20 protein-coding genes and 1 pseudogene are annotated in these 23,874 nt (G+C 43.0%); 11 read left to right on the plus strand and 10 right to left on the minus strand.

Translation table 11 applies throughout. The annotated features are described in order from the left end of the window. The first annotated feature begins 14 nt into the window (after positions 1-14). Positions 15-1,076 (plus strand): enoyl-CoA hydratase/isomerase family protein, encoded by a 1,062-nt coding sequence (locus NI455_RS10245; protein WP_253114010.1) that lies wholly within the window; start codon positions 15-17, stop codon positions 1,074-1,076. A gap of 82 nt (positions 1,077-1,158) precedes the next feature. Here NI455_RS10245 and NI455_RS10250 read toward each other — a convergent pair. The 4 genes and pseudogenes from NI455_RS10250 to pdxR all read right to left on the minus strand — a co-directional run bounded on the left by NI455_RS10250 (position 1,159) and on the right by pdxR (position 6,155). Further along, positions 1,159-1,328, minus strand: a pseudogene (locus NI455_RS10250) (hypothetical protein). Between the two features lie 213 nt (positions 1,329-1,541). Continuing rightward, positions 1,542-2,411: an SDR family oxidoreductase gene (locus NI455_RS10255; RefSeq protein ID WP_253101466.1), complete on the minus strand. Its 870-nt coding sequence runs from the start codon at positions 2,409-2,411 to the stop codon at positions 1,542-1,544. Between the two features lie 369 nt (positions 2,412-2,780). Then, complete coding sequence (locus tag NI455_RS10260) at positions 2,781-4,235, minus strand: amino acid permease (protein ID WP_004280273.1); 1,455 nt, start codon at positions 4,233-4,235, stop codon at positions 2,781-2,783. A 417-nt stretch (positions 4,236-4,652) separates the two neighbouring features. Next, complete coding sequence (gene pdxR, locus NI455_RS10265; RefSeq protein WP_253114012.1) at positions 4,653-6,155, minus strand: MocR-like pyridoxine biosynthesis transcription factor PdxR; 1,503 nt, start codon at positions 6,153-6,155, stop codon at positions 4,653-4,655. A gap of 328 nt (positions 6,156-6,483) precedes the next feature. Between pdxR and NI455_RS10270 the strand changes: the two genes are divergently transcribed. From NI455_RS10270 to NI455_RS10280, 3 genes are all read left to right on the plus strand, one after another. Then, on the plus strand, positions 6,484-7,755 hold the full coding sequence (locus NI455_RS10270; RefSeq protein WP_253114035.1) for a Glu/Leu/Phe/Val family dehydrogenase: 1,272 nt from the start codon (positions 6,484-6,486) through the stop codon (positions 7,753-7,755). Positions 7,756-8,102: 347 nt separating this feature from the next. Continuing rightward, on the plus strand, positions 8,103-9,365 hold the full coding sequence (gene gabT, locus NI455_RS10275) for a 4-aminobutyrate--2-oxoglutarate transaminase (protein ID WP_180087025.1): 1,263 nt from the start codon (positions 8,103-8,105) through the stop codon (positions 9,363-9,365). A gap of 16 nt (positions 9,366-9,381) precedes the next feature. Next, on the plus strand, positions 9,382-10,830 hold the full coding sequence (locus NI455_RS10280; protein ID WP_253114037.1) for an NAD-dependent succinate-semialdehyde dehydrogenase: 1,449 nt from the start codon (positions 9,382-9,384) through the stop codon (positions 10,828-10,830). Between the two features lie 204 nt (positions 10,831-11,034). On the opposite strand, the gene NI455_RS10285 is transcribed toward NI455_RS10280, so the two are convergent. The 3 genes from NI455_RS10285 to NI455_RS10295 all read right to left on the minus strand — a co-directional run bounded on the left by NI455_RS10285 (position 11,035) and on the right by NI455_RS10295 (position 13,912). Further along, positions 11,035-11,316, minus strand: coding sequence for a helix-turn-helix domain-containing protein (locus NI455_RS10285; RefSeq protein WP_004280265.1), 282 nt, complete (start codon positions 11,314-11,316; stop codon positions 11,035-11,037). Beyond that, the gene (locus NI455_RS10290; RefSeq protein ID WP_253114014.1) at positions 11,309-12,613 is read right to left on the minus strand and encodes a type II toxin-antitoxin system HipA family toxin; all 1,305 of its coding nucleotides are present in this window, start codon (positions 12,611-12,613) and stop codon (positions 11,309-11,311) included. Before NI455_RS10290 ends, NI455_RS10285 begins: the two co-directional genes overlap by 8 nt. A gap of 249 nt (positions 12,614-12,862) precedes the next feature. Continuing rightward, positions 12,863-13,912 carry a Rieske 2Fe-2S domain-containing protein gene (locus NI455_RS10295; protein ID WP_243474368.1) on the minus strand — a complete coding sequence of 350 codons (1,050 nt, stop codon included), beginning with the start codon at positions 13,910-13,912 and terminating at the stop codon, positions 12,863-12,865. 310 nt (positions 13,913-14,222) lie between these two features. Here NI455_RS10295 and puuE point away from each other — a divergent pair, with 310 nt between their 5' ends. The 5 genes from puuE (at position 14,223) to NI455_RS10320 (ending at position 18,378) form a co-directional block, all read left to right on the plus strand. After that, the gene (gene puuE / locus NI455_RS10300; RefSeq protein ID WP_253114015.1) at positions 14,223-15,185 is read left to right on the plus strand and encodes an allantoinase PuuE; all 963 of its coding nucleotides are present in this window, start codon (positions 14,223-14,225) and stop codon (positions 15,183-15,185) included. Between the two features lie 143 nt (positions 15,186-15,328). Continuing rightward, a complete protein-coding gene (gene uraD, locus NI455_RS10305) occupies positions 15,329-15,832 on the plus strand; it encodes a 2-oxo-4-hydroxy-4-carboxy-5-ureidoimidazoline decarboxylase (RefSeq protein ID WP_253114016.1) in 504 nt (167 codons plus the stop codon). After that, positions 15,829-16,149, plus strand: coding sequence for a hydroxyisourate hydrolase (uraH, locus tag NI455_RS10310; protein ID WP_004280258.1), 321 nt, complete (start codon positions 15,829-15,831; stop codon positions 16,147-16,149). Before uraD ends, uraH begins: the two co-directional genes overlap by 4 nt. Positions 16,150-16,179: 30 nt before the next feature. Further along, positions 16,180-17,538, plus strand: a complete 1,359-nt coding sequence (locus NI455_RS10315) for a nucleobase:cation symporter-2 family protein (protein WP_213687251.1) — start codon at positions 16,180-16,182, stop codon at positions 17,536-17,538. A gap of 126 nt (positions 17,539-17,664) precedes the next feature. Continuing rightward, entirely contained in the window at positions 17,665-18,378 is a 714-nt protein-coding gene (locus NI455_RS10320) for an outer membrane protein OmpK (RefSeq protein WP_253114017.1), read from the plus strand. A 57-nt stretch (positions 18,379-18,435) separates the two neighbouring features. On the opposite strand, the gene NI455_RS10325 is transcribed toward NI455_RS10320, so the two are convergent. Together NI455_RS10325 and alc are read right to left on the minus strand one after the other, a co-directional pair. Next, the gene (locus tag NI455_RS10325; RefSeq protein ID WP_253114020.1) at positions 18,436-18,933 is read right to left on the minus strand and encodes an ureidoglycolate lyase; all 498 of its coding nucleotides are present in this window, start codon (positions 18,931-18,933) and stop codon (positions 18,436-18,438) included. A gap of 12 nt (positions 18,934-18,945) precedes the next feature. Beyond that, positions 18,946-19,950: an allantoicase gene (gene alc / locus NI455_RS10330; protein WP_004280253.1), complete on the minus strand. Its 1,005-nt coding sequence runs from the start codon at positions 19,948-19,950 to the stop codon at positions 18,946-18,948. A gap of 210 nt (positions 19,951-20,160) precedes the next feature. Here alc and hpxO point away from each other — a divergent pair, with 210 nt between their 5' ends. Further along, entirely contained in the window at positions 20,161-21,318 is a 1,158-nt protein-coding gene (hpxO, locus tag NI455_RS10335; protein WP_005106985.1) for an FAD-dependent urate hydroxylase HpxO, read from the plus strand. A gap of 76 nt (positions 21,319-21,394) precedes the next feature. Here the strand turns inward: hpxO and NI455_RS10340 are convergent, their stop codons facing one another. Further along, entirely contained in the window at positions 21,395-22,318 is a 924-nt protein-coding gene (locus tag NI455_RS10340; protein ID WP_253114039.1) for a LysR family transcriptional regulator, read from the minus strand. Positions 22,319-22,597: 279 nt separating this feature from the next. Between NI455_RS10340 and NI455_RS10345 the strand changes: the two genes are divergently transcribed. Then, positions 22,598-23,653, plus strand: coding sequence for a Rieske 2Fe-2S domain-containing protein (locus tag NI455_RS10345; RefSeq protein ID WP_253114024.1), 1,056 nt, complete (start codon positions 22,598-22,600; stop codon positions 23,651-23,653). The last annotated feature ends 221 nt before the right edge of the window (positions 23,654-23,874 follow it).

Below are 23,874 nucleotides of genomic sequence, written 5' to 3' on the forward strand. Positions count from 1 at the left end.
AATAGGAAAATAAAATGAGTGATGAAAATAATTTAGCGATTCGGGTCGCAGGGGGTCTGGGCATTATCAGCCTGGACCGCACCAGCCATTTAAATGCCTTAACCCTCCCGATGATTCAGGGTATTCAGGCGCAACTCGATCAATGGTGCCATGATCCAGAAGTACAAGCCATCCTGATCAATTCCAACAGTCCCAAGGCGTTTTGTGCTGGAGGAGATATCCGCTATCTGTATGACAGCTATCAGGCCGGCAATACCCAATATCAGGATTTTTTTGCCACTGAATATAAGATGCTGAGCACCTTGCGTAATTTTCCAAAGGCCGTGATCGTGATGATGGATGGCTATGTACTGGGCGGAGGCTTTGGCCTCGCTCAAGCCTGTCATATCAAAGTCGCCAGTGAAAAATCACGTTTTGCCATGCCAGAAACTGCGATTGGATTTTTCCCGGATGTTGGAGCGACCCATTTTCTGTCCCGACTGGATGAAGTTGGTGTCTATATGGCATTGACCGGGGAGCAGATCAGTAGCAGTGATGCGCTGTATCTGGATCTGGTCGATTATCATGTGCCGAGTGAACGTTTTGCTGAACTAGAAGCAGCATTGACTGCAGCGCCTGTATTAAATCCGATTGAAATCCAGAAAATTATCAGTGGTTATATTACGCATCCGGTGGAAAGTGAGCTGCAAAAACGTGCAGATCTGATTAATCAGCATTTTGGCTATTCAAACCTGGATGAGATTGAACAGAGTCTGGCACATGCCATCGATCTCACAGATCAGGACTGGGCGAAGAAAATGTTGACGATCTTGCAGCAGCGTCCGGTGATGGCAAAACAGACCAGCCTGAAGTTACAGCAAGCCGGACAGAATTTGTCGCTAGAAAAATGTATGCAGCTAGAACGGGACTTGCAGGATGTCTGGTTAGAGCAGGGCGATTTTATTGAAGGGGTTCGTGCGCTGATTATTGATAAGGACAAAAATCCACAATGGCGAACCGAAAATGCAAAATTTGAAAAGACCTTGCAAAAGATCTGGCCAGCATGGACTCAGCAGCGTATCGAAAATATCACTTAAACTTGATGCTAAAAGACCCTCCATAATTTAATTATAGAGGGTCTTTGTATCTGTCCCATACTTTCATCGACATGAATTCTATTTAGTGGGACGTTTTCTTTTTCTTGCCACCGCCGTCTTGTTTATTGACCGTCGACCAGGCAATACGTTCGGCTTCTTCCTCAGAATGAACACGTTTTTTTCGCTTTCTTCAATATGTTCGGCCTGCCGTTTTTGCTTATCGGTATAGGCTAATTTGTCACCTCTAGGCATCTTAATATCCTCATCAGGTTTGGCTTAAATTACTATAACAAGGGCTGGTTTCTATGCAGGTAAGTATTTGTTTGACTTATTTTATAAAAGAAAAATAGAATCTAGAAAATGTTTTATACATTGATTTTTAAAAATATTTCTTAAAAATATATGGGCCTAAAATCAAGGAGATGAAGATAACGGTCATCTAGAACCATCATCTTCTTTGCTTGATTAGCCGTTAATAATACTGCCGCCATTCACATGAATCACCTGACCTGAAATATAGCTGGCTTCTTCACTGGCCAGAAATAAATACGCCGGTGCTACTTCACTTGGCTGGCCCATGCGGCCCATTGGGGTACTTTTACCAAAATCTTTGAGCTGTTCTTCATCAAAACTACTTGGAATTAATGGTGTCCAGATTGGACCTGGCGCGACTCCATTGACACGAATGCCGGTTTTATTTTTCAATAAATTGGTGGAAAGGCTTCGGGTAAATGTGGTGATGGCACCTTTGGTACTTGCATAGTCAATCAACTGGTCATGTCCATGATAACTGGTGATACTGGTGGTATTGATAATACTGTCACCTTCTTGCATATGCGGAATCACCGCCTGAGTCAGGTGGAACATCGACAGAATATTAACATTAAATGTTTTAAGTAATTGCTCGGGCGAGATATCGGCAATACTTTCTTGAGGGTATTGAACCCCGGCATTATTGACCAGAATATTAATCGTTTTAAATTCCTGAAGGGTCTTTTCCACCATTTTCTTGATTTCATCTTGATCTTGTAAATCACATTGAATCAGCAGACAACAGCGGCCTTCATCTTCCACCATTTTTTTGGTGTCCCGTGCATCCTGATCTTCATCCAGATAGCAAATGGCGATATCTGCACCTTCGCGGGCAAATAAGACCGATACAGAACGGCCAATCCCGCTATCACCACCGGTAATCAAGGCAACTTTGCCTTTTAATTTTTCACTGCCTTTATAATGCGGTTTAATAATTTCCGGTGCAGGGTCCATTTTGGTTTGCACACCCGGTTGATGGTCTTGTGTTTCAGTTGAAGCTGGGGTTTCAGGATAATGATTCATATCTTTTCCAATTCCAATGATTGTGGCCATATAAGAAAAAATATATTAGAAGCTTTTGGGCAAAATGAGGCTGGACTCAACATTTCATAACAGAATGTATTCGAGATTTATCAATTATTCGTTGAAACGGATCAGGTTGAGCAACCAGAACAGAAAAAGCTGATGAAACAGCTTCTGGCTACACTTTGATAGCTGAGGTGGTCTTGAAAGGTGAAATTTGATTAGGAAAGGTGAGGTATCAACGGAGATTTAAAATCTAGACATACATAAGCATCTCTTTCTGGAAATATATAAGAAAAATGGAGAGCTTGCTAACTCTCCATTTATTTATTCATTCTGATGTGTTTAAAAAATTTCTATAGAAATAAATTAAAGATTATCACTTAAATTAATTCTGGCCTGTGCTGCCTTTTCCTTTTTGGCTGAGGCTTTACCCCAGTTAAACTTTTGTGCACAGATGCCTAAGCCCACAATAAATAATGCAAGCACACTGGTATAAACCACTTCTTTAAAATAGGTTCCTTCAATAATCATGGTAATTAAAGCGCCGACAATAAAGATAATGACCAGATAAGTGAGCCATGGGAATAACCACATCTTGAATGGAATATTTTGTCCTTCAGCTTCCAGTTTTTTACGTAACTTAAGCTGAGAAATGGCAATAGCAAGATAGACATATAAAGATACGGTACCAGTCGCTAACATCAAGACATCATAAATATTCATACTTTCGGTGGCAGTCAGATAAATCGCCACGAAAGAAAACAGGCTTGAAAAGATGACACCTACCCATGGGCTGTTATTGCGGTTGGTTAAACCGAAACTCTTTGGTGCATCTCCACGTTTCGAGAGGGAATAGACCATGCGTGAACAGGTATAAAGTGCGGAGTTAAAGCAGCTACATACCGAGGTGAGCACGACAAAATTAACAATATGGCGTGCTTCTGGAATACCGAGTGCAGTAAGCGCTACGCTATACGTACCCCAGGTCGGATCTTTCAATAAAGGATTATTGTGTGGAATCAGGCAAACCGTAATTAGCATTGAACCGACATAGAATAAAATGATACGCCATACAATTGAATTAGCGGCCTTACGAATTTCCTTGGCTGGATCTTTGGTTTCAGCTGCTGCTACGGTGACAATCTCTGCTCCCATATAAGCAAACATTACACCCAATAAGGCCGTGATCACCGATGAAAACCCATTAGGCATAAAGCCTTGAGCGGTTAGATGAGTTGTACCACCGAGCATAGAGGCATCGCCCCAAGGCCACAGGTGCATCACGGCCAAACTACCAAACACCAGAAACAGTACAATGGCAATAACTTTGATCAGGGCAAACCAGAACTCGAATTCACCAAAGTTTTTTACGTCACGGAGATTAATCCAGACCAGTGCTACAGTGACCAGAAGCATATAGCCCCAGATCGGGATAAATGGAAACCAGCTATTTAGGATTTTCCCGGCAACAAAGGCTTCCCAGCCCATGAGCAACGTCCAGAAAGACCAGTATAACCAGCCGATAGAAAATCCAGCCCAGCGCCCGATTCCACGATCCGCATAGGTTGAAAATGAACCACTGTCGGGATTCAGTACCGCCATTTCTCCCAGCATACGCATGATGAGTAAAACTAATATTCCACCTAGAGTATAGGCAATGAGTGCAGCCGGTCCTGCAGAATAGATGACATTACCGGAGCCGACAAAGAGTGCTCCACCAATGACACCGGCAATTGAAATCATGGTGAGATGGCGTGATTTAAGTCCGTTTTTTAAGCCGTTTGATGATTCGGAATTGGAGAAATGTTGATGTTCTGCCATATAATTTCCCTTAATATCAATAGCGTAGCGGCAATAAAATTCCTTATTTGGCTTACGCTATCTTATCCTTTGAAACTGTAACCGAATTCATCAGTGCTTGACCAATATTAAGTTAATCTTAATAAAATGAATCCTTGTAGCCCTATAGACAGGATCACACTTTGATTAAAGTACGGTTACATGCTGTTCATGTATGCGGTTAATTTCTCTTTTTTGTTGTAAAGTGACGAGAGCCATTTTTGAGCAATTCAAAGGAGCCAATTGGCTTAAGAGATAAAAAATATAAGCAGGCAATATTTACAGAAAAATAAAGCTTACCTAAAATATCAGGCTAAAAGCAGGTTTACGTTCCCTTTAAAAATAAATTAAAAGCTTTTTGATTTTAAAAATATAATTGTATTGATCCCTGAGTTTTTACTAAGTTAAAGTGCGGATCCCATGCTCGCGCAAGCACTTTAACAATATCCCGAAAGCCACCAGAATTTCCTGTTCACTCACACAGGCAAAGCCCAGTAATAATCCTTTCTGCCGGGTGGAATAATGTTTGGTATAGTATTGCGACAAGGCTCTGACCTTGATGCCCTGATCCAGTGCTTTGGATGCAATCAAGACATCATCACTGCTGCTCGGCAATTTTAAAATCAGATGCAAACCGGCGGCGGTATTGTATTCATGCAGAAAATCTTCACCTAAATGTCGGCGAATCAGGTCAATTAAAAAAGCGTGGCGTTTGCCATACAATAAACGCATCCGTCGGATATGCGCTTCATAATGTCCTTCACGGATAAATTCAGCCAGTGTTTGCTGATCGATTAAGTGACCACCGCGATAAAGTTCCGAGGCTACAATTCGCAACGAAGAAAACAGTTGTTTTGGTACCACTAAATAGCCAATGCGCAGGGCTGGATAAATGGTCTTACTGAACGTCCCCATATAAATCACTGGAGAATCCGGCTCCAAACCTTGTAAAGAAGGATAAGGCTGGCCCGAGAACCGGAACTCGCTGTCATAGTCATCTTCAACAATCCAGCTATTATGCTGGCGTGCGAGTGCAATTAACTGTTTGCGCCGTTCCAAACTTAAGTGTGAACCTAAGGGATATTGATGAGAAGGCGTCACAAAAATCAGCTTAGGCGGTTTTTTAGGATGCAGATCGGGAATAATCCCTTCCTGATCGACCGGTAAGGAACGCAGATTGACGCCATTAATTCGTAAAATATTACGCGCGCCCCAATAGGCCGGATCTTCGATCCAGACTTCGTCACCAATGTCGCTTAAAGTACGCGAGACCAGATCAATCGCCTGATGGGTGCCTTCGGTAATAATGATCTGATCAGCATCGCACTGCACTGAACGGGCAATTTTCAGATATTCCGCCAGCTCCTGACGCAGTTCCAGGGAGCCACCGGCATTGCTGTAAATCAGGTTATTAACTTGAGGTTCACGGCTCAAACGCGTTTGGATTTTGCTGAAAATATGATGCGGAAATTCGGTTACATCGGGTGCGCCCGGTACAAAGGCTCCCCATTGATAAGGCGAGGCCGCGGAATAGCCGAGCAAGTAGGAACCGCGTTGCGACAGATTGTAATTTTGCTGTGCTTTTTTTTCTGCAACGGCAGGAGAATTCTGTTCTACCTTCACCAAAAAGGACTCAGGTAATTTCTCTACTACCCAGGTGCCTTGACCGGTACGGGCATCAACATAACCCTGTGCCTGTAATTGTTCATAGGCATTTAACACCGTATTACGCGATACCTGAATCTCTTTAGCCAGATCACGTGATGCAGGCAAGCGGGTTTTGGGAGCCAATACGCTATCAATAATCGCGTTACGCAAGCAGCGGAACAGGCGCATCTGTAATGTTCCTGTGACATCTTGCTGCAATCGCTGCAGTAAATAATCTCCAAGCAAGCTACGCAATTGGCTCTCTCCTACAAATTTGAAATGGCTCTCGTGAGAGCGGTATTGCTAGGTGCAAAATAGTCTGATCAGGCAGTCATTGTAAAGTGTCTTGTATGCGTTTTGATCATGTACCTGCGGCTTGAATGCGAGCATACAGGCGGGCAGGCAATATACACAGATACCGATTAAAACTAAAGCGGAAAATCTAGACACTGATTTTGTTTGGAGCTCGCTGAACTAAGACCTGAATCAAGCAATGATTGCCATAACAGCCGAATAGAGATGTGTTGCAGCCGCCAGGACATACGACTGCATATAACAAAAGGATCATAGAATGAACATGATGATGAAAGGATTGACCTATACCGAGCAAGGTACAACGGCCTGGAACAATTATCTTAAGCAACTGGATAAAGTAGCGCCTTATCTGGGTGAGCTGAGTGAACGACTGGACATGCTGCGACGCCCAAAGCGCAGTTTGATTGTCGATGTTCCGGTCATCATGGATGATGGTACGGTTCAGCATTTTGAAGGCTATCGTGTTCAGCACAATTTAACTCGCGGTCCAGGCAAAGGCGGCGTGCGTTTTCATCCAGATGTCAATTTAGATGAGGTGATGGCTCTGTCGGCCTGGATGACGATCAAATGTGCTGCTCTAAATTTACCTTTTGGCGGTGCCAAAGGCGGTGTGCGAGTTGATCCGAGCCAGCTTTCCAAGCGCGAACTGGAACGCTTGACCCGACGTTATACGGCAGAAATCAATTTAATTATTGGACCGCAAAAAGATATTCCGGCGCCGGATGTTGGAACCAATCCGCAAATCATGGCCTGGATGATGGATACGTTTTCCATGAATGCGGGTTCTACGATTACTGGTGTAGTGACCGGAAAGCCGGTTCATTTAGGGGGGTCTTTAGGCCGCAGTAAAGCTACAGGTCGCGGCGTATTTATTAGCGGTCGTGAAGTTGCCCAGCAAATCGGTCTGGATTTAAAAAATGCTCGGGTTTGTGTACAGGGTTTCGGTAATGTGGGCAGTGAAGCTGCGCTGCTTTTCCAGGAAAATGGCAGCAAAGTGATCTGTGTTCAGGACCATTCTGCCACCCTGTATCAGAAAGAGGGGATTGATATTAAAAAGCTGCTTGAATACTCAAATGCCCACCATAAAATTCAGGGATTTTCTACCAGCGATGAAATTTCTGCATCAGCTTTCTGGACCATTCCTGCCGACGTCTTTATTCCGGCAGCGCTGGAAGGTGTGATTAATACTCAGGTCGCGCAAAATATTCAGACCAAAATGATTCTGGAAGGTGCCAATGGTCCCACTTTGACTGAATCGGATGAAATTCTGAGTGAGCGTCATATTACCGTGGTGCCAGATGTAATCTGCAATGCGGGTGGCGTGACGGTCAGCTATTTTGAATGGGTTCAGGATTTGGCCAGTTATTTCTGGACCGAGGAAGAGATTAATCAGCGTATGGATGCCAGCATGAAAAATGCGGTACAGGATGTATGGCAAAAATCAGTCCAGGCCGGATGTTCTTTGCGTACAGCCGCTTATATTCTGGCCTGTGAGCGGATTTTAATGGCGCGTCAGGAACGCGGCATCTATCCGGGTTAAGCGAAGTTTTTGCAAGATGGATTAATCCATAAAAATGAATGGATTTAATCCATGATGACCTATCCTAAATTTTTGCAATGGATTTTTAAATTGGCTTCTTTATTTAAAAAGGAGCCAATTTTTATTAAAATTATAAATATTTGTTTATAAATAAAATAATTTTATATTTTGACTCTTTTACTCATTTCAACTAGGCCAATTGGCTCCTTCCATCTGCTGCAAAGTGGCTCTCGTCTCATACATATAAAAGCGCAAAATGAACCATATCAGCCAGTCTTTGGCAAATTTCTATCCCAAGATCCGGATAGCAAAATTTACAACGTATGAATCAAGAATGAGGATACAAAATGGACAGTAAACACTCAGCACTGAATGCACGTAAACAGCAGGCAACACCACGTGGTGTTGGGGTCATGTGTCAATGGTACGCAGAGAAAGCAGAAAACTCGACCATCTGGGATGCAGAAGGCAATCAATATATTGACTTTGCGGGCGGAATCGCCGTACTGAATACTGGCCATCGTCACCCTAAAATTATTGCTGCGGTCACTGAACAATTAACCAAATTTACCCATACGGCTTATCAGGTTGTACCATACGAGAGTTACGTTGCTCTGGCAGAACGTATCAATGCACGCGCTCCCATCCAAGGTGCTGCAAAAACCTCATTCTTTTCGACTGGTGCTGAAGCTGTCGAAAATGCAGTTAAAATTGCCCGTGCCCATACTGGCCGTCATGGCATTGTGACTTTTGGTAATGGTTTTCATGGCCGTTCATTTATGACGATGGCTATGACCGGTAAAACTGCACCTTATAAACGCGACTTTGGGGTGATGCCTGGTGGTGTTTTCCATGCCCGTTACCCGGTGGAATCCAAAGGCATTAGCGTAGATGATGCAATGCAAAGCATCGAAGACATTTTCGCAGAAGATATTGCTGCGCATGACGTAGCAGCAATTGTGCTTGAACCTGTACAAGGCGAAGGCGGTTTTAATGTGGTGCCAGCAGAATTCCTGAAACGCTTGCGTGTATTATGCGATCAAAACGGCATTTTACTGATTGCTGATGAAGTACAGTCTGGTTTTGCGCGTACAGGTAAACTGTTTGCGATGGATTATTATGAGACCAAGCCAGATCTGATCACTATGGCAAAAAGTCTGGGTGGCGGTTTCCCGATCTCAGGTGTTGTAGGTCGTGCTGAAGTGATGGATGCACCAAATCCGGGTGGATTGGGAGGCACTTATGCAGGTAACCCGGTTGCTGTTGCGGCTGCCCATGCGGTACTGGATATCATTGAAGAAGAAGGTCTTTGTGAAAGAGCGAATGATCTAGGCGCAGAACTGGTTGATGTTTTACATGAACTGAAAATGTCTTCTAGCATGGTCAAAGATATTCGTGCACTGGGCTCAATGGTGGCGGTTGAGCTGGAAACTGCGGAACAGGCAAAAGCTGTACAAAACCATGCCATGCAAAATGGTCTGTTAATCCTGACCTGCGGTCGTTATGGTAATGTAATCCGTTTCCTATACCCGCTCACGATTCCGGCAGAACAGTTCCGTGCGGGATTGGCTATCTTGAAACAAGGGTTTGCAATGTCTGTTGCAGCCTAATGAAAGAGTAATGATCATGCTTCAAGCGCAATATAGAGATTTATTACAGCATCCTGATATCAGCTTCGATCAGCCTGCCACGGGTGAATATATTGAAGTCAACGATGCAGCAACCCAAGCCACTTTGGCCTGGGTAAAATCCCATGACCGGACATCTGTAGAACAGCTGATAGCTCGTTCTCAGCAAGCCCAAAAAGCCTGGAAAACCAAGACAGCCCTCGAACGTGCGGATGTGCTTTGGGCCTGGTTCAATCTGATGCAGGAACATAAAGAATCTTTGGCTCAGATTCTGACTGCTGAACAGGGTAAGCCACTGGCTGAGGCGCGTGGTGAAATTGGTTATGCCGCTTCCTTTATCCGCTGGTTTGCCGAGCAGGCGCGCCGTATTGATGGTGACGTGTTGACGCCAACGCTTGCCCATCAACGTTTATTGGTCATTAAACAGGCGATTGGGGTAACAGCTGCGATCACACCGTGGAATTTTCCGGCGGCGATGATTACCCGTAAAGCCGCGCCAGCTCTGGCTGCTGGCTGTTCCATGCTGGTTAAACCAGCTGAACAAACGCCTTTAACCGCCTATGCGCTTGAGGTTTTGGCCTTGCGCGCAGGTTTACCACAAGATGTATTGCTGCATGTCAGTGGTGATGCAGTTGAAGTGGGGCAGGTCTTATGTGAAAGCGAAACCGTGAAAAAGTTAAGCTTTACCGGTTCGACTCAAGTCGGCCGTATCCTGATGCAGCAGTGTGCGCCCACCATCAAAAAACTGTCTTTAGAACTTGGTGGCAATGCACCGGTTCTGGTTTTTGATGACGCCAATATTGAACAGGCTGTACAGGGCATCATGGCCAGTAAATTCCGGAACAGTGGACAGACCTGTGTTTGTGCGAACCGGATTTATGTACAAGATGGTATTTATGATGCAATGGTAGAAAAACTGGTGGCTGCCGTTGCCAAGCTGAAAGTGGGTGATGGCCGTGATGAAGCCTCTACTCAGGGTCCATTAATTGATGAGGCTGCGATTGAAAAAGTGCAGTCACATATTGCCGATGCATTGAGCAAAGGTGCACAGGTGAAAACCGGTGGACAGCGTTCAAATCTGGGCGGTACATTCTTCGAACCTACGCTTTTGACTGAAGTTACCCAGCAGATGCGTATAGCAAAAGAAGAAACTTTTGGACCGTTGGCGCCGTTATTCCGCTTCAAGACTGAAGAAGAAGCGATTCAGATGGCGAACGATACAGAATTCGGTCTGGCCACGTATGTATTTACCCAAAGTACAGCACGTCAGTGGCGTGTAGGCGAAGCCTTAGAATACGGCATGGTGGGAATTAATACCGGAGCCATCTCTAATGAAGTTGCGCCATTTGGTGGAGTCAAGCAATCAGGGTTAGGCCGTGAAGGGTCTAAATTCGGTATGGATGAATACCTTGAAATGAAATATCTCTGTGTTGATATTTCTTCATAATGATGTTTAAAAAGTAAACTTATTCATTAAAAAACTGATGAGAAAATATCAGCCTCCAGTGAATCCCGTGTTTAATTTAAACCGGGATTCCTGCGATGGAGCAAGGACTCAATAAACAGATTGGAGGAGGGCATATTTTCAGTTGTTAAGTCATTCTTCTTCTCTAAAATTCCCCTAAATATCAATTAAAGCATCAGATTATCATCAGGATTTAACCCTGATTTCTAACTTTAAACCAAAAGCATCCAGTAATTTCTGCATAGACTTGAGTGTTGGATTGCCTTCAGGTTGTTCCATTTTCTGTAGAGTCTGGGGAGCAATCTTGGTAATTTTAGCCATATCGTTGAGTGTGAGGTGCAACTCGGTACGAATGAAGCGAGCAACCTGATGAAAAGGCCAGTCAGGATTGTTACTGACGGTTTCAAGTACAGACAATCTCTTTTGCATCTGTTGAATCGGAGTCAGTGGCTTGAAGCGTTTATCCATAATTCAGCTCCTCCAATTGTTGGCAAATATTATCAATTCGATACTGGCTATTTTCCAGAATTTCAGGTGCCAATTGCAGATGTTGCATGTGCTCGAGTAACCCCTGATAAAGTGGTAATTGTTCGATTAATACCGCTTTGATTTCTTGTGGATCAATCATCGTGCTTTCGGCGATCTGTTCAATGACTGAATGCCAAATTGGCATGCCACCATGATCATCTCGCTCCCAACGTGTAGTTCGGGCAATACCATCTGGATGGAGCCACATCGGCGCAAAATCAAATAATGGGGTTAGTTGAATGATTCCATTATTGAAACGTTGAATCGCTGTATTACGGGTATGATTGTCTTTATTGCCTAAAGCGACATTGGCAAGATCACGCTTCAAATATTCAAAGATTTCCTGTTTTGGTTCAGTACAGCATTGCATCAACAGGCTACAGATCTGGTTATGGATCATTCTTACCCCAAAACCGGCTTTCCCCCCCAGAGAAGCAATACTTTCCTGGGCAATTCTTTCAACCTTCCCATCGATGATCTTACGGTCGAATCGGGGAATGAATAAAGTCTTGCCATGCAGTTCCAGTTCCTGATGAACACGAAGTCCCAGATACTGGGCAATTTTCATATATAAGGCTTCGTGCATCAAAATTTTATCTAAATTCTGATCACTGCCACGGCTGAATTTCACCAGCCAATGCTGCTTGACCTGATGATCTGTCAGCGTGTGATCCAGATAGAACAGGTCATCGTGACCTTGAGTTAACAGTAATTTTGGCCACTCGCCCTGAATACCAGAAGAACCGGCAATAAAAAGTCCATAAGAGGCTAAGGATTCAATAAATTTTTCTTGACGTTCTACGACTTGGTCCAGACTAAAGCCATGATTCTGCTGAACAGGGAATTGCCCCTGTAGCCATTCATAAGCCTCTTTCACCCGTAAGTTACCTATCGGATTGCCTGCACCTGCTTTTAAAAGCGCCCAGTCTGCTTGTTCCTGAGTATTTTCAGAAAAATTAAGCTGACGGAGTAATTCTTTACGACCATAACCTTGAGGTAACAAATCCATCAGGAAGGCCGGCCAGGTAGATTGCAATGTATTTTGCACATTTACCGGTAAATGATAGGCTAGCGCATGCCCATCGCTTAGGTTCATATAAGAAATAGCATATTCAAATAGATATGATGTGCGCGTGGCTGCTTGCCATCCAGTTTGTTGTTGACCGACAATCTCAACAATAGCGCAATCCAGCCATTCATCTTCCTGATAAATCTGCAGTGTGCAATATTGATCCATAATTTTATTAAAATAGTAAAGTAAAGTGATTTTATTTATTATATACCTATTTTAATAAAAAACTAATTTTATCTTCTTAAAGTTCTTTATCGTTCTAAAAGGCCTTATCTTCACCAGAATACAAGGCTTATGAGGCTATATAACAAGATGTATCCTCATAGAAATCAATATATAACCCAATTAATTTTTAAATATCAGAGAAGCTCTAACCCTGGTTATTTATTATGAATCTTTCTTTTGAATAAAATTTTAAGCAGCAAATAAAGGACTAAATCCCCGTTTACGTAGTAATTTTCGGTACATACTCGAGCTTCGATCTGCCGGAAAATGCGCTTCTAAAGATAAGTCCAAAGGTAAATATTCAGGTTTCTGATTTTCTACAATTAAACGATCTTCCTCGAAAATTTTCAGATTAAATGCGTAGGCATCTTCAACCGGTAAATCTTTATCATAATTGCGGCAAATAGGTGCAAAAAGTCGTGTTGAACGCGCAGTCATGGGTGAAGCCGCATTCATGATGACCTGCTTGGCATCATTCGGAAAATGAATCGTAAGTGTTGCAGTAAAGGGTAGGCTCACTTCGAAATGACGTAACCATTTAAAATCTTCCTGGCCACGCTGCTCGATTCCGATCGGATAACGTCCTACACTGCTGATGTAATCTGCATTAAAACCGACCTCCGTTTCTGTCGTACTGTAATCAGGAACTTCTACATCCTCCGGATCGCCAAAAGTGTCTGGATGCACCCAGGCAAAATGAGCCACATCAATAAAACCTTCGAGCTGTCTTCCTGCAAAACATTGAATGTCTATCTGAGGGCAGACCAGTTGCTGATACTCAGCATCATCCCAAAAAGGCATGTTAGGAATATGAGGTTCTGCATCTTTTGTAGCGCTTAATGAACACCAGATCAGACCATACTTTTCTACCGCAGCATAAGTTTTCAAATGGAAACGTTCCGATATTTTATGCTGAGGATGTGCAGGAATACGGTTGCATTTACCTTCATTGCCAAAGCGTAAACCGTGATAACGACACACCACGCCTTGGCCGTCATTTTTTCCCAAGCTTAAAGGTACACCGCGATGCGGACATGCATCTTTCGCCACCACCAGTTTATCGTTCATTTTATAAATCACCAGAGGCATATCAAGCAGCATGCTACTTGTTGGCTGATCTGTAATATCACGCGCAAGTGCAATCGGATACCAGTACTGAGCCAAAAGATGCCAGTCATGTTCCTCGAATGTCATATGGACGGGTAAGTCGGGACTAAAAGCGGCGATATTTGTATTCATAATGGGTTCTGTGTCATGACCTTTAGCTGGACTATAAAACAGCAAGGTGTTCTATGAAATTTCAATTAATAGGACATAGGATTGCGTAAATCAGAACACTGACCGGCGATTGAAAACAAATAAGCATCTTTCTAGGTTTTTTATATTCAACCACGCAAATATTGAGATGGGATATTTCTAAGCTTAAATTTCGCTGAAAATATTTTTTTAAAAAGCGTGCTCTCAGTTTCAATGCTCTAGTTTGGCGCATAAATTGCTTATCACGCGTATAGAAAATTGATCATTTACTCAGAATCGACAAGGAATTGATGTGACGACTAGCTACTTACGCGGACAAGAACTTATTGACAGCATTCGCAGTGCACCTTATTCGCGTGACCTGATTGGCTATCATGGTGAACCACCAAAAGTGCAATGGCCAAACGGCGCGCGTGTCGCGGTACAGTTTGTACTGAATTATGAAGAAGGTGGTGAAAACCACATTGAACATGGTGATACAGGATCAGAAAAGTTTTTATCTGAAATCATTGGTGCTGCCAGCTTTCCAGATAAACATATGTCGATGGATTCGATGTACGAATATGGTTCACGTGCAGGCTTCTGGCGCATTCATCAGGAGTTCCAGAAACGTGGTTTGCCGATGACCATCTTTGGAGTCGGCATGGCCTTAATACGTAATCCTTATGTGGTCGAGGCGATTAAATCAGCCCATTATGATGTCGTTTCACATGGGCAGCGCTGGCTACATTATCAGGACATGCCGCTTGAACTTGAACGTCAGTATATGGATCAGGCGATCAGTGTTCTGGAAAGCCTGTTTGGTGAAGCGCCTATTGGGTGGTATACCGGTCGGGACAGTCCAAACACCCGTCAACTTCTGGCTGAATTTCCTCACATCAAATATGACGCTGATTACTATGGAGATGACTTGCCATTTTGGAGCACCTTGACCAATCAGGCAGGGGAAACACGTCCGCATTTGATTATTCCTTATAGCCTGGATAGCAATGACATGAAATTCAGTTCACCGGGCGGGTTTAATAGCGGGGAACAGTTTTATCAATATCTCAAAGATGCTTTTGATGTGCTCTATGCCGAAGGCGAAACTGCGCCAAAAATGCTGTCGATTGGCATGCACTGCCGTATTTTAGGACGGCCGGGACGTTTTAAAGCTCTACAAAAGTTCCTGGACTACATTCAAAATCATGACAAGGTCTGGATTTGCCGTCGTGGGGATATTGCCGAGCACTGGTATAACCATCATGCGCCATAATCATAAAATATATTGGAAAAGATCAGTTTAGATGCTCTTTTTTGAGTCATGTACTTTATAAAAATAACAAACACATCAGCTTTGGCACTGTTATTGCAAAACCAGTTTTAAATAACCAAGCAATATAAACAGGCGATTGAATAGTGCAACTTGTTGAATTTAATCAAGCATCAGCAGAAGATGCGATGATCTTTTTAAAGCACTGTGTGCAAATACCCAGCTGGTCGACCGAGCTTGCCACAAAACGTCCTTATGCATCGCTTGAGGATGTTTTGAGTGCAGCGAACCAACAGGCGGCGACCTGGAGTTGGGATGAAATTAAAACTGCGCTGGATAATCATCCCCGTATAGGTGAAAAACAGGCACAGGCTGAATTAAGTGAAATAGAAAAAGACTTTTCCCATCGTGAGCAATCCGGCATTACAGCAGATGACGATACCCAGCTCGCGCTGCTTAAAGGCAATCTTGCCTATGAAAAAAAATATGGGTTTATCTTTCTGATCAAAGCTGCTGGATTGAGCAGTGAAGACGTCCTTCAAGCCCTGAACTATCGTTTGCTAAATGATCCAGAGATTGAGAAACGTATTGTCCATCATCAACTGGCAGAAATTGCCTTGTCACGACTGGCTCAGGAGCTTCATGCATGATTAGCACGCATATTTTAGATACACATCTGGGAAAACCTGCGACAGACGTGGTGGTACGACTTTTTGCTGAAGACGGTCGCTTGCTTGCTGAGACAAAAACCAATACAGACGGCCGCGTCAGTGATTTTGGCATAGTCGATTTAAAAACAGGTATCTATAGTCTTGAGTTTTTTACATCTGCTTATTTTGAAGGTTTGGGTTTAGAAACTTTTTTTCCTAAAGCAGTTATTCATTTTTATGTGAAAGATGCATTCCAGCATTTTCATATTCCTTTACTGATCAGCCCATTCGCGTACTCCACATATCGCGGAAGCTGATTTTATATTTAGACTTTGAGGGTGAGAAAAATGACAGAACAAAGTAAAACAATATCACCTGAACATGAATATTTAGGTGCGGGGAAAAGTGCAGCTTATGGTTTGCAACACGTACTGACCATGTATGGTGGAATTATTGCACCACCTTTAATCGTGGGAACAGCAGCCGGCCTAGAAGCTTATCAAATTGGATTATTGATTGCGGCGGCGCTATTTGTCGGTGGTTTAGCCACAATTTTGCAAACCGTTGGGGTGAAATATATCGGTGCAAAACTACCTTTGGTGCAAGGGGTTTCTTTTGCCGGTGTCGCAACGATGGTGGCGATTGTGACTACAGGCGGTGGTTTGCAAGCCGTCTACGGTGCAGTCATTGTCGCATCATTGATCGGTTTTTTCCTCGCACCTTATTTTTCCAAAATTATCCGTTTCTTTCCACCAGTCGTGACCGGTTGCGTCATTACTATCATTGGTTTGTCTTTATTGCCGGTGGCAGTCCGCTGGATGATGGGCGGCAATCCCAAGGCACCAGAATGGGGAAGTGTCGAGAATATTGGTCTGGCATTGATGACCTTGGCTTTAGTAATTTGCCTGAATTTGAGCCGACAGGCCGCTATCCGTCGCTTGTCTATTCTTCTAGCAATTGTTTTAGGTTCAGTACTGGCCTATTTATTCGGTTTTGGTGATTTCTCTAAAGTTGCGACTGGGACATGGATTCAGGTACCTAGCTTCTTCGCCTTTGGACTACCGACTTTTGAGCTCACAGCCATTATTTCCATGCTCATCGTTACTCTCGTGATTATGACCGAAACCACAGCAGATATCATTGCAGTGGGTGAGATTGTAGGTACCAAAGTGGATGCGGATCGTATCTCGAATGGCTTGCGTGCCGATATGTTATCGAGTGCGATGGCACCGGTTTTTGGTTCATTTATGCAAAGTGCTTTTGCGCAAAATGTCGGCTTGGTGGCGATTACCGGAATTAAAAGCCGATTTGTGGTCGCTGCGGGTGGCATGATTTTAGTAGTGCTGGGTTTACTGCCAATTATGGGACGTTTGATTGCTGCCATTCCTGTACCGGTATTAGGTGGTGCAGGTCTGGTACTTTTTGGAACAGTCGCTGCAAGCGGGATTCGTACCTTGGCTAAAATTGATTATAACGAGCAAAAAAATCTTATCATTGTTGCGACGGCTATTGCAGCCGGCATGATTCCCATTATTGATCATTCCTTTTATGCCAACTTTCCAAAATGGGTGCAAACCTTGTTTCATTCAGGCATCAGCTCAACCTGCTTAATGGCCATTTTACTCAACCTGTTGTTCAATCATCTGAACCTATTTAAAAATAAAAGCACAGCGACTACAGAAATTGTGGCAAAGATTCCACATTAGAAAATTTAAACCAGGATGAAAACAGTCCAGAAAATGGGCTGTTTTTTTATCAAAAATTAAAAATGTTGGCTTTGTTTTTGCTTAATTCAGAATGTGATTCTTTCATTCCATTGGGGACCCTTATTTATGAAATTCACTCAACTTACTGCTGCAACATTACTTGTATTGGGTGCGGCATCCGCACAGGCAAAACCGATCTGGCAAGACTTCAGTGTCACCGGACTTTATGGAGAAAACTATGAGGTGGTCGATGAGAAACAGGCGACTGCGACCTTTGAATATACGGCAAAAGTAAAATATGCAGATGTCTTCTTCTTCATTGACCGTATGCGCGGTGCAGATGACTTTAAATCAAGTTATTTTGAATTTTCACCACGTTTGAGCTTGGGTGAAGTGTCGGGTCAGAAGCTTGCCTTTGGTCCGGTTAAAGATGTACTGGTTTCAACGACCTGGGAAGGTGGAGAGGGTTTTGATAACTTCCTGTACGGCGTAGGTTTCGATCTGGATATTCCATATTTCCGTTATGCCAGCATTAACCTTTATCGCGTGAATAATGAGAATATTGATGATGATTACCAGTTGACACTGACCTATGGCGTGCCAATTAAACTGGGAACTGAAGAATTTCTGGTGGATGGCTTCTTGGACTGGTCTACAGAAGAAGATACTCATGACAGCGAGATGAACTGGACCACCCAATGGAAATGGAATGTCGGTAAACGCATTTCTCCAGACACCAATTTATATCTGGGGATTGAACATTCTATCTGGAACAACAAATTCGGTATCCCAAATGCCGATGAAAATAATGTCAGTGCTTTAGTGAAATATCACTTCTAGGCAAAGTGATGAAGAAATAAGTTAAAAGCCCTGATAAAAGGGCTTTTTTTAATGCGTTTAAAATACGATCTGGATGTTTTCAGGAAAAGGATGAACATCACAATTTGATCCGCTACCTATACGATCCACTACGACAAACTCGCTGGATGCTTCAAGGGTCAATAATGGATGATGCCAGGTTCCGGCACGATAATTTATCCCTTGAGAACCATCACTGATAAATACCTGAATCTGACTAATATCGGGCTGTGTATAATCAAGTTCAGGCGCTACAACGATTAAAAATTGCTGGCCGTGCATCGGAATAAAAGCCTGTGATCCTAGAGGATGCCTTTCCAGCATTGAGATTTGAAAAGGAATTGCCGTAGCTTGCATATTTCTAAAAATACTCAGTCCGACCTTGGTGTCACTTTCTACTTCAGCCAGGGCATGATAACGCTCAGTCTGCTGCTCATTGATATGAAAATAATGATTACCCTGACAGGCAATGACTTCTCCAAAAGGCAGAAAACTTTCAGTGCTTAAAGGCTGTATTTTTATACTTTGCATAGACATATCATTGATCACTCAAGCCAATTTTCCCCAGAGACGAATCCGGCTGATGCCACCGTCCGGAATCATGTTGACACGAATATGGGAAATTTTTTCGTGTTGTAAAATTTCATTGATGTAATGATGAATATGATCCATTTGCATAGGTTGGGCTGCTAACAAAAAAGGCCAGAACATGCTTTGTGGAATGAGTTGCTCATCGGTTGCATCCTCAACATAGATGGCTTGAATAGAAACCTCTGCAGGGAAATTTCCCTTAAAATGGGCGGTATCAATTTCAATTTTCTCGATTCGGGCACTGGCGCCTAAAGCCAAAATGCACCAGTCAAATCCTGGAGCACGACGCCGTTTGGTTTCCCAGCCATCGCCCATGTTAATGCCACGTCCCGGATTAATCAGATTGCGTGGATGTCCAAAATGCGCATCGCTATAGGCAACGACACGGCCACCATGTTCTAGTGCCAAAACATCTAGCATTTGATCACTATCTTGCAGATTGATTTTTACCTGACCATAGACCTTAAAACGTGCAATCCCACCGTCAGGATAAATATTCAAACGGACATGGGTAAATATCTGCTTTGCTGAAATCTGAACAATATGATGCTGGCTGGGGCCCAAGACATTATTTTCTATAATGCTGATCCATTCTGCCTGATCAAGATTTCCATCTGGCGCATAACATGCTTGCACAGCAGCAGAGGCCGGATAATTGCCGCTAAAAAAAGTCGTATCAATATCCAGTGCCTGTATTTGACCTGCAACAGCAAGTTTAATGATGGCCCAATCATAGCCCGTGTGGCGCTTGCGACGGGTTTCCCAGCCATCCATCCATTTGCCATGCTCATCAAACTTGTCTTCGATAAAGACCGGTGCCTCAAATTGCAACATGCGTTTTGCTTCAGCAAAAAACTCATCTGAACATTCAAGAATTTCTGCGCCAATTCGGGCATCTGCAAGGTTAGTTAACTGCTGTACTGGAGCAGGCAGATCAAAAATTGGAGCTAATAAGGTCGCCATCTTAAATTTCCATCATTGGTATACGTCACATGAATATGCACTTTTATAAATACAAATTTAGGTCTTCTGCCTTTATAAAAACAGGACATTGAAGGAATTTAAAAGCACAGCGTGTGCCAACTCTTGCTATTTTTTTAGTGCATTTTTTTCAGGATGGCACGTTTTTAGCATTTTAGCTGGCAATGAAGATGAAATAGCCAGGAGGAATAGATGGAGATTGCAATTATTGGGGCAGGCATGGGCGGATTAACCACAGGAATTGCACTAAAAAAGTTCGGACATCGGGTCACCATCTATGAGCAGGCAGAACAGATTTTACCTGTCGGTGCTGCAATTTCCTTGTGGTCAAACGGGGTGAAGTGTTTGAACTATCTGGGCTTAACTGAACAGGTAGCAAAGTTAGGTGGCCAGATGAATGACTTAGCCTATATCGATGGTTTGAATGGCGAGGTCATGACGCAGTTTAGTTTGGCGCCGTTAATTGAAGAAGTCGGTCAACGTCCATATCCGGTATCGCGTGCTGAATTACAAAATATGTTAATGGATGCGTTTGGCCGGCAGGATATTCAGCTCGGTAAAAGAATGGTGTCTATTGAGGATAAGGGGCAACACGTTGAAATCGGTTTTCAGGATGGCAGCACTGTTTCTGCAGCATTATTGATTGGCGCAGATGGTACCCATTCCATGACGCGTCAGTATGTATTGGGCAAACAGGTTGAACGCCGTTATGCTGGCTATGTGAACTGGAACGGACTGGTTGAGATCTCTGAAGATTTAGCGCCCGCACAGCAGTGGACCACTTTTGTCGGTGAAGGCAAACGCGCTTCACTGATGCCTGTGGCAGAGCATCGCTTTTATTTCTTCTTTGATGTGCCATTGCCCGCAGGTCTGGAGAATCAACGTTCGGAATATAAGATCTTATTAAAGCAATATTTCTCTGGCTGGTGCTCCCAGGTTCAATGCCTGATTGACAGTATTGATGAGCAGAAAACCAATCGTGTCGAAATCCATGATATTGAGCCTTTTACCCAGTTTTATAAGGGCCGTGTGGTAATTTTAGGGGATGCGGCACATAGCACCACACCGGATATCGGGCAGGGAGGTTGCCAGGCAATGGAAGATGCGGTCTATCTGGCACGTGCCTTACAAATTAATACGCTAGGTCTGGAAGATGCCCTGAAACGTTATCAGAATAAACGCAATGAACGCGCCAATGAATTGCTGCTACGTGCACGTAAGCGTTGTGATGTCACGCATATGAAAGATGAACAAATTACCAAAGACTGGTATGCAGACCTGCGGAAAGAGCAAGGCCCACATATTATGAAAGGCATTATTAGCAATATTGTGGGTAATCCATTGGATTAAGTTTCATTAATAGCATCACATATCGAGAAACCGCGATTTTAGCCATCGCGGTTTTTGTTATTTAAGTATGAAAATACTACAGTTGCTGCACCTTGCTTTTTAAGGTTTCCATTTGTTCAATCATATGTTTAATCATCAACTGGGAAACGCGTGAAATTTGGCGTTTAGGCGCCACACACAAGGCAATGGTCAGCGGATGCAGCCCTTTTTCAGAGATAGGTTTAAAGACCACTTCATCTCGCTCGACATACGGTAAAACATCGAGATAACTAAAAATTCCAATCCCGGAATTCGCCTTAATGAGAGTATTCATCAGGCGTATATCATTCGATTCCGTTTTACGTGCAGGTATAAATTGATGATGTTTATACAATGCCTGTACATAATCATGAATAATCAGGGGTTCGGCCGGAATAAAATGGTTGTCATTCAAGGTATCTGAAAAATAAATCTTTTCTGCTTGAGCAAAAGGATGAGACTTACCCATCACAAAACCTAAAGGCAGTTCCAGAAAATAGAGGACTTCAATATGTTGATGGGATTTTGGATTCAGGATCAGGCCAAAATCCAGATCTGCCTCAATCACTTTTTTGGCTACAATTTCACTGTCTGCAACCCGGATATTAAAATTAATCCAGGGATAATGTTCATACATATATTGCACGGACTGCATGACAAAACCATCATTCAAGGCAGAAATTAAACCAAATTCGATGGTCCCACGCGTAAGCCCCTGAATTTCATCAAAGCGAATCCGGGTTTGCTGGAATTCTTTTTGCCATTTTATAACATCGGCATAGAGTAATTCGCCCGCCAGTGTCAGTTTTAAACCATTGGGCAAGCGCTCAAATAACATAATTCCCAGTTCTTCTTCAGCCAGAGCAATTTGCCGATGTACTGCAGACACGGAAATGAATAATTGATCTGCGGCCTTGCGTAAACTTCCCGTTTTCGCCACCGCGATAAAATATTCTGAAAATCGGGAAAAAGGCGTATTCATTAATTTAGTCAAGCGAAGAACCACCGTTTATTTATATCAATATTTGAGATAACCGTGCTTATGCGAGTTTTATGCCAAAGAAGGCAGCTTTATTCGGTAAGTACATTTGTACATGGTTGAGGTGTTCTAATTTTAAGAATAAATAGTACGAATCATTCTAATAGACAGAATGACAATAAATTCAGTAATTTCAATTAGAAGCAAAGCCAAAATTGCACAGTTCTGCACTGTTCAAGGCCTGTAAAAAGAGACCATCTACAGTAAAAATATAGGTTTGATATGAACGCAATTCCAGTCATCAATTTATTCAACAAACCCTGCTATAGCCAGTTTGATGATCAGGACTGGGACATTCTGGCTCGTCACTGGTATCCGGTTGCACGGATTCAGGACGTTTCTACCCAACCGCAACAAGTGACCCTGCTTGATGTCAAACTGGCATTGTACAAAACAGAAAGTGGAGATATTCATCTGGTCCGTGATCTCTGTCCACACCGGGGTGTACCCTTAACCAAAGGCTGGGTTTCGGGTGAAAATCTGGTCTGTCCTTATCATGGTCTACACTACAATGGCCAAGGTAAATGTATCAAAATTCCTGCACAACCCGAGCTGACCAGTATTTCTGAGCGCTTTTCTCTGACTAAATTTCCTGCAGTGCAAAAATATGGCTTGATCTGGACCAGTATTTTTAGCCGTGACGAAGCAAAAGCCAATTTTCCTGTTTTAGATACCTGGGAGATGCCAGATCATCAGGCAATTTTACCGCCGTTTGTGGATATTGGCGGCTCAAGTGGCCGTCAACTGGAAGGCTTTATTGATGTTGCACATTTTGCCTGGGTTCATCAGGGTTCTTTCGCAGATCCTGAAAATCAGGTTGTACCCAAATACACGACAGAACGTACAGATTACGGCCTGCATACCGAATATGTCAGCAGTGTCAGCAACTATCCACATGGTATGCAAGATTTGGCACCGGAAGGTTTTTTGTGGAAACGTGTATTTGATGTTTATCCACCGTTTTCTGCGGTGCTAACCGTACATTTCCCAGAACAGGGACAATTAAAAATTCTCAATGCCTGTTGTCCGGTCTCACACAATAAAACCCGTTTATTTGTACCACTGACACGCAACTTCGATACGACAGGAGATTTACAGGCGGTATATGACTTCAATGCACAAATCTTTGCCGAAGATCAGGACATGGTAGAAAGCCAGAAACCTGAAGAATTACCGCTCGATATTTCCATGGAAGCGCATTTTGAAGCAGATCGCTCTTCAACGACCTATCGTCGAATCTTAGCCGAGTGGGGATTAAGTAAACGTTATGTTGTCTAATATATTTTAAAATTTAAAAATATGGATTAAATTTTAAACAGAAACCCTATATTTTAATATAGTGGTTTTTATTTATATTATTTTTAAATAATTAAAATATTATTTATATTCCCTTATTCTTTGATTAAAACGGCTTTGTTGCACAAACCTAGCATCAAAAGCTTATTCAGCAATATAATTTCAAAATGAATAAGCCTGCCTCTAAAATCTACCGTACAACC

It is taken from the genome of Acinetobacter lwoffii (genome assembly GCF_024129435.1).
GTDB classification, from domain to species: Bacteria; Pseudomonadota; Gammaproteobacteria; order Pseudomonadales; family Moraxellaceae; genus Acinetobacter; species Acinetobacter lwoffii_F.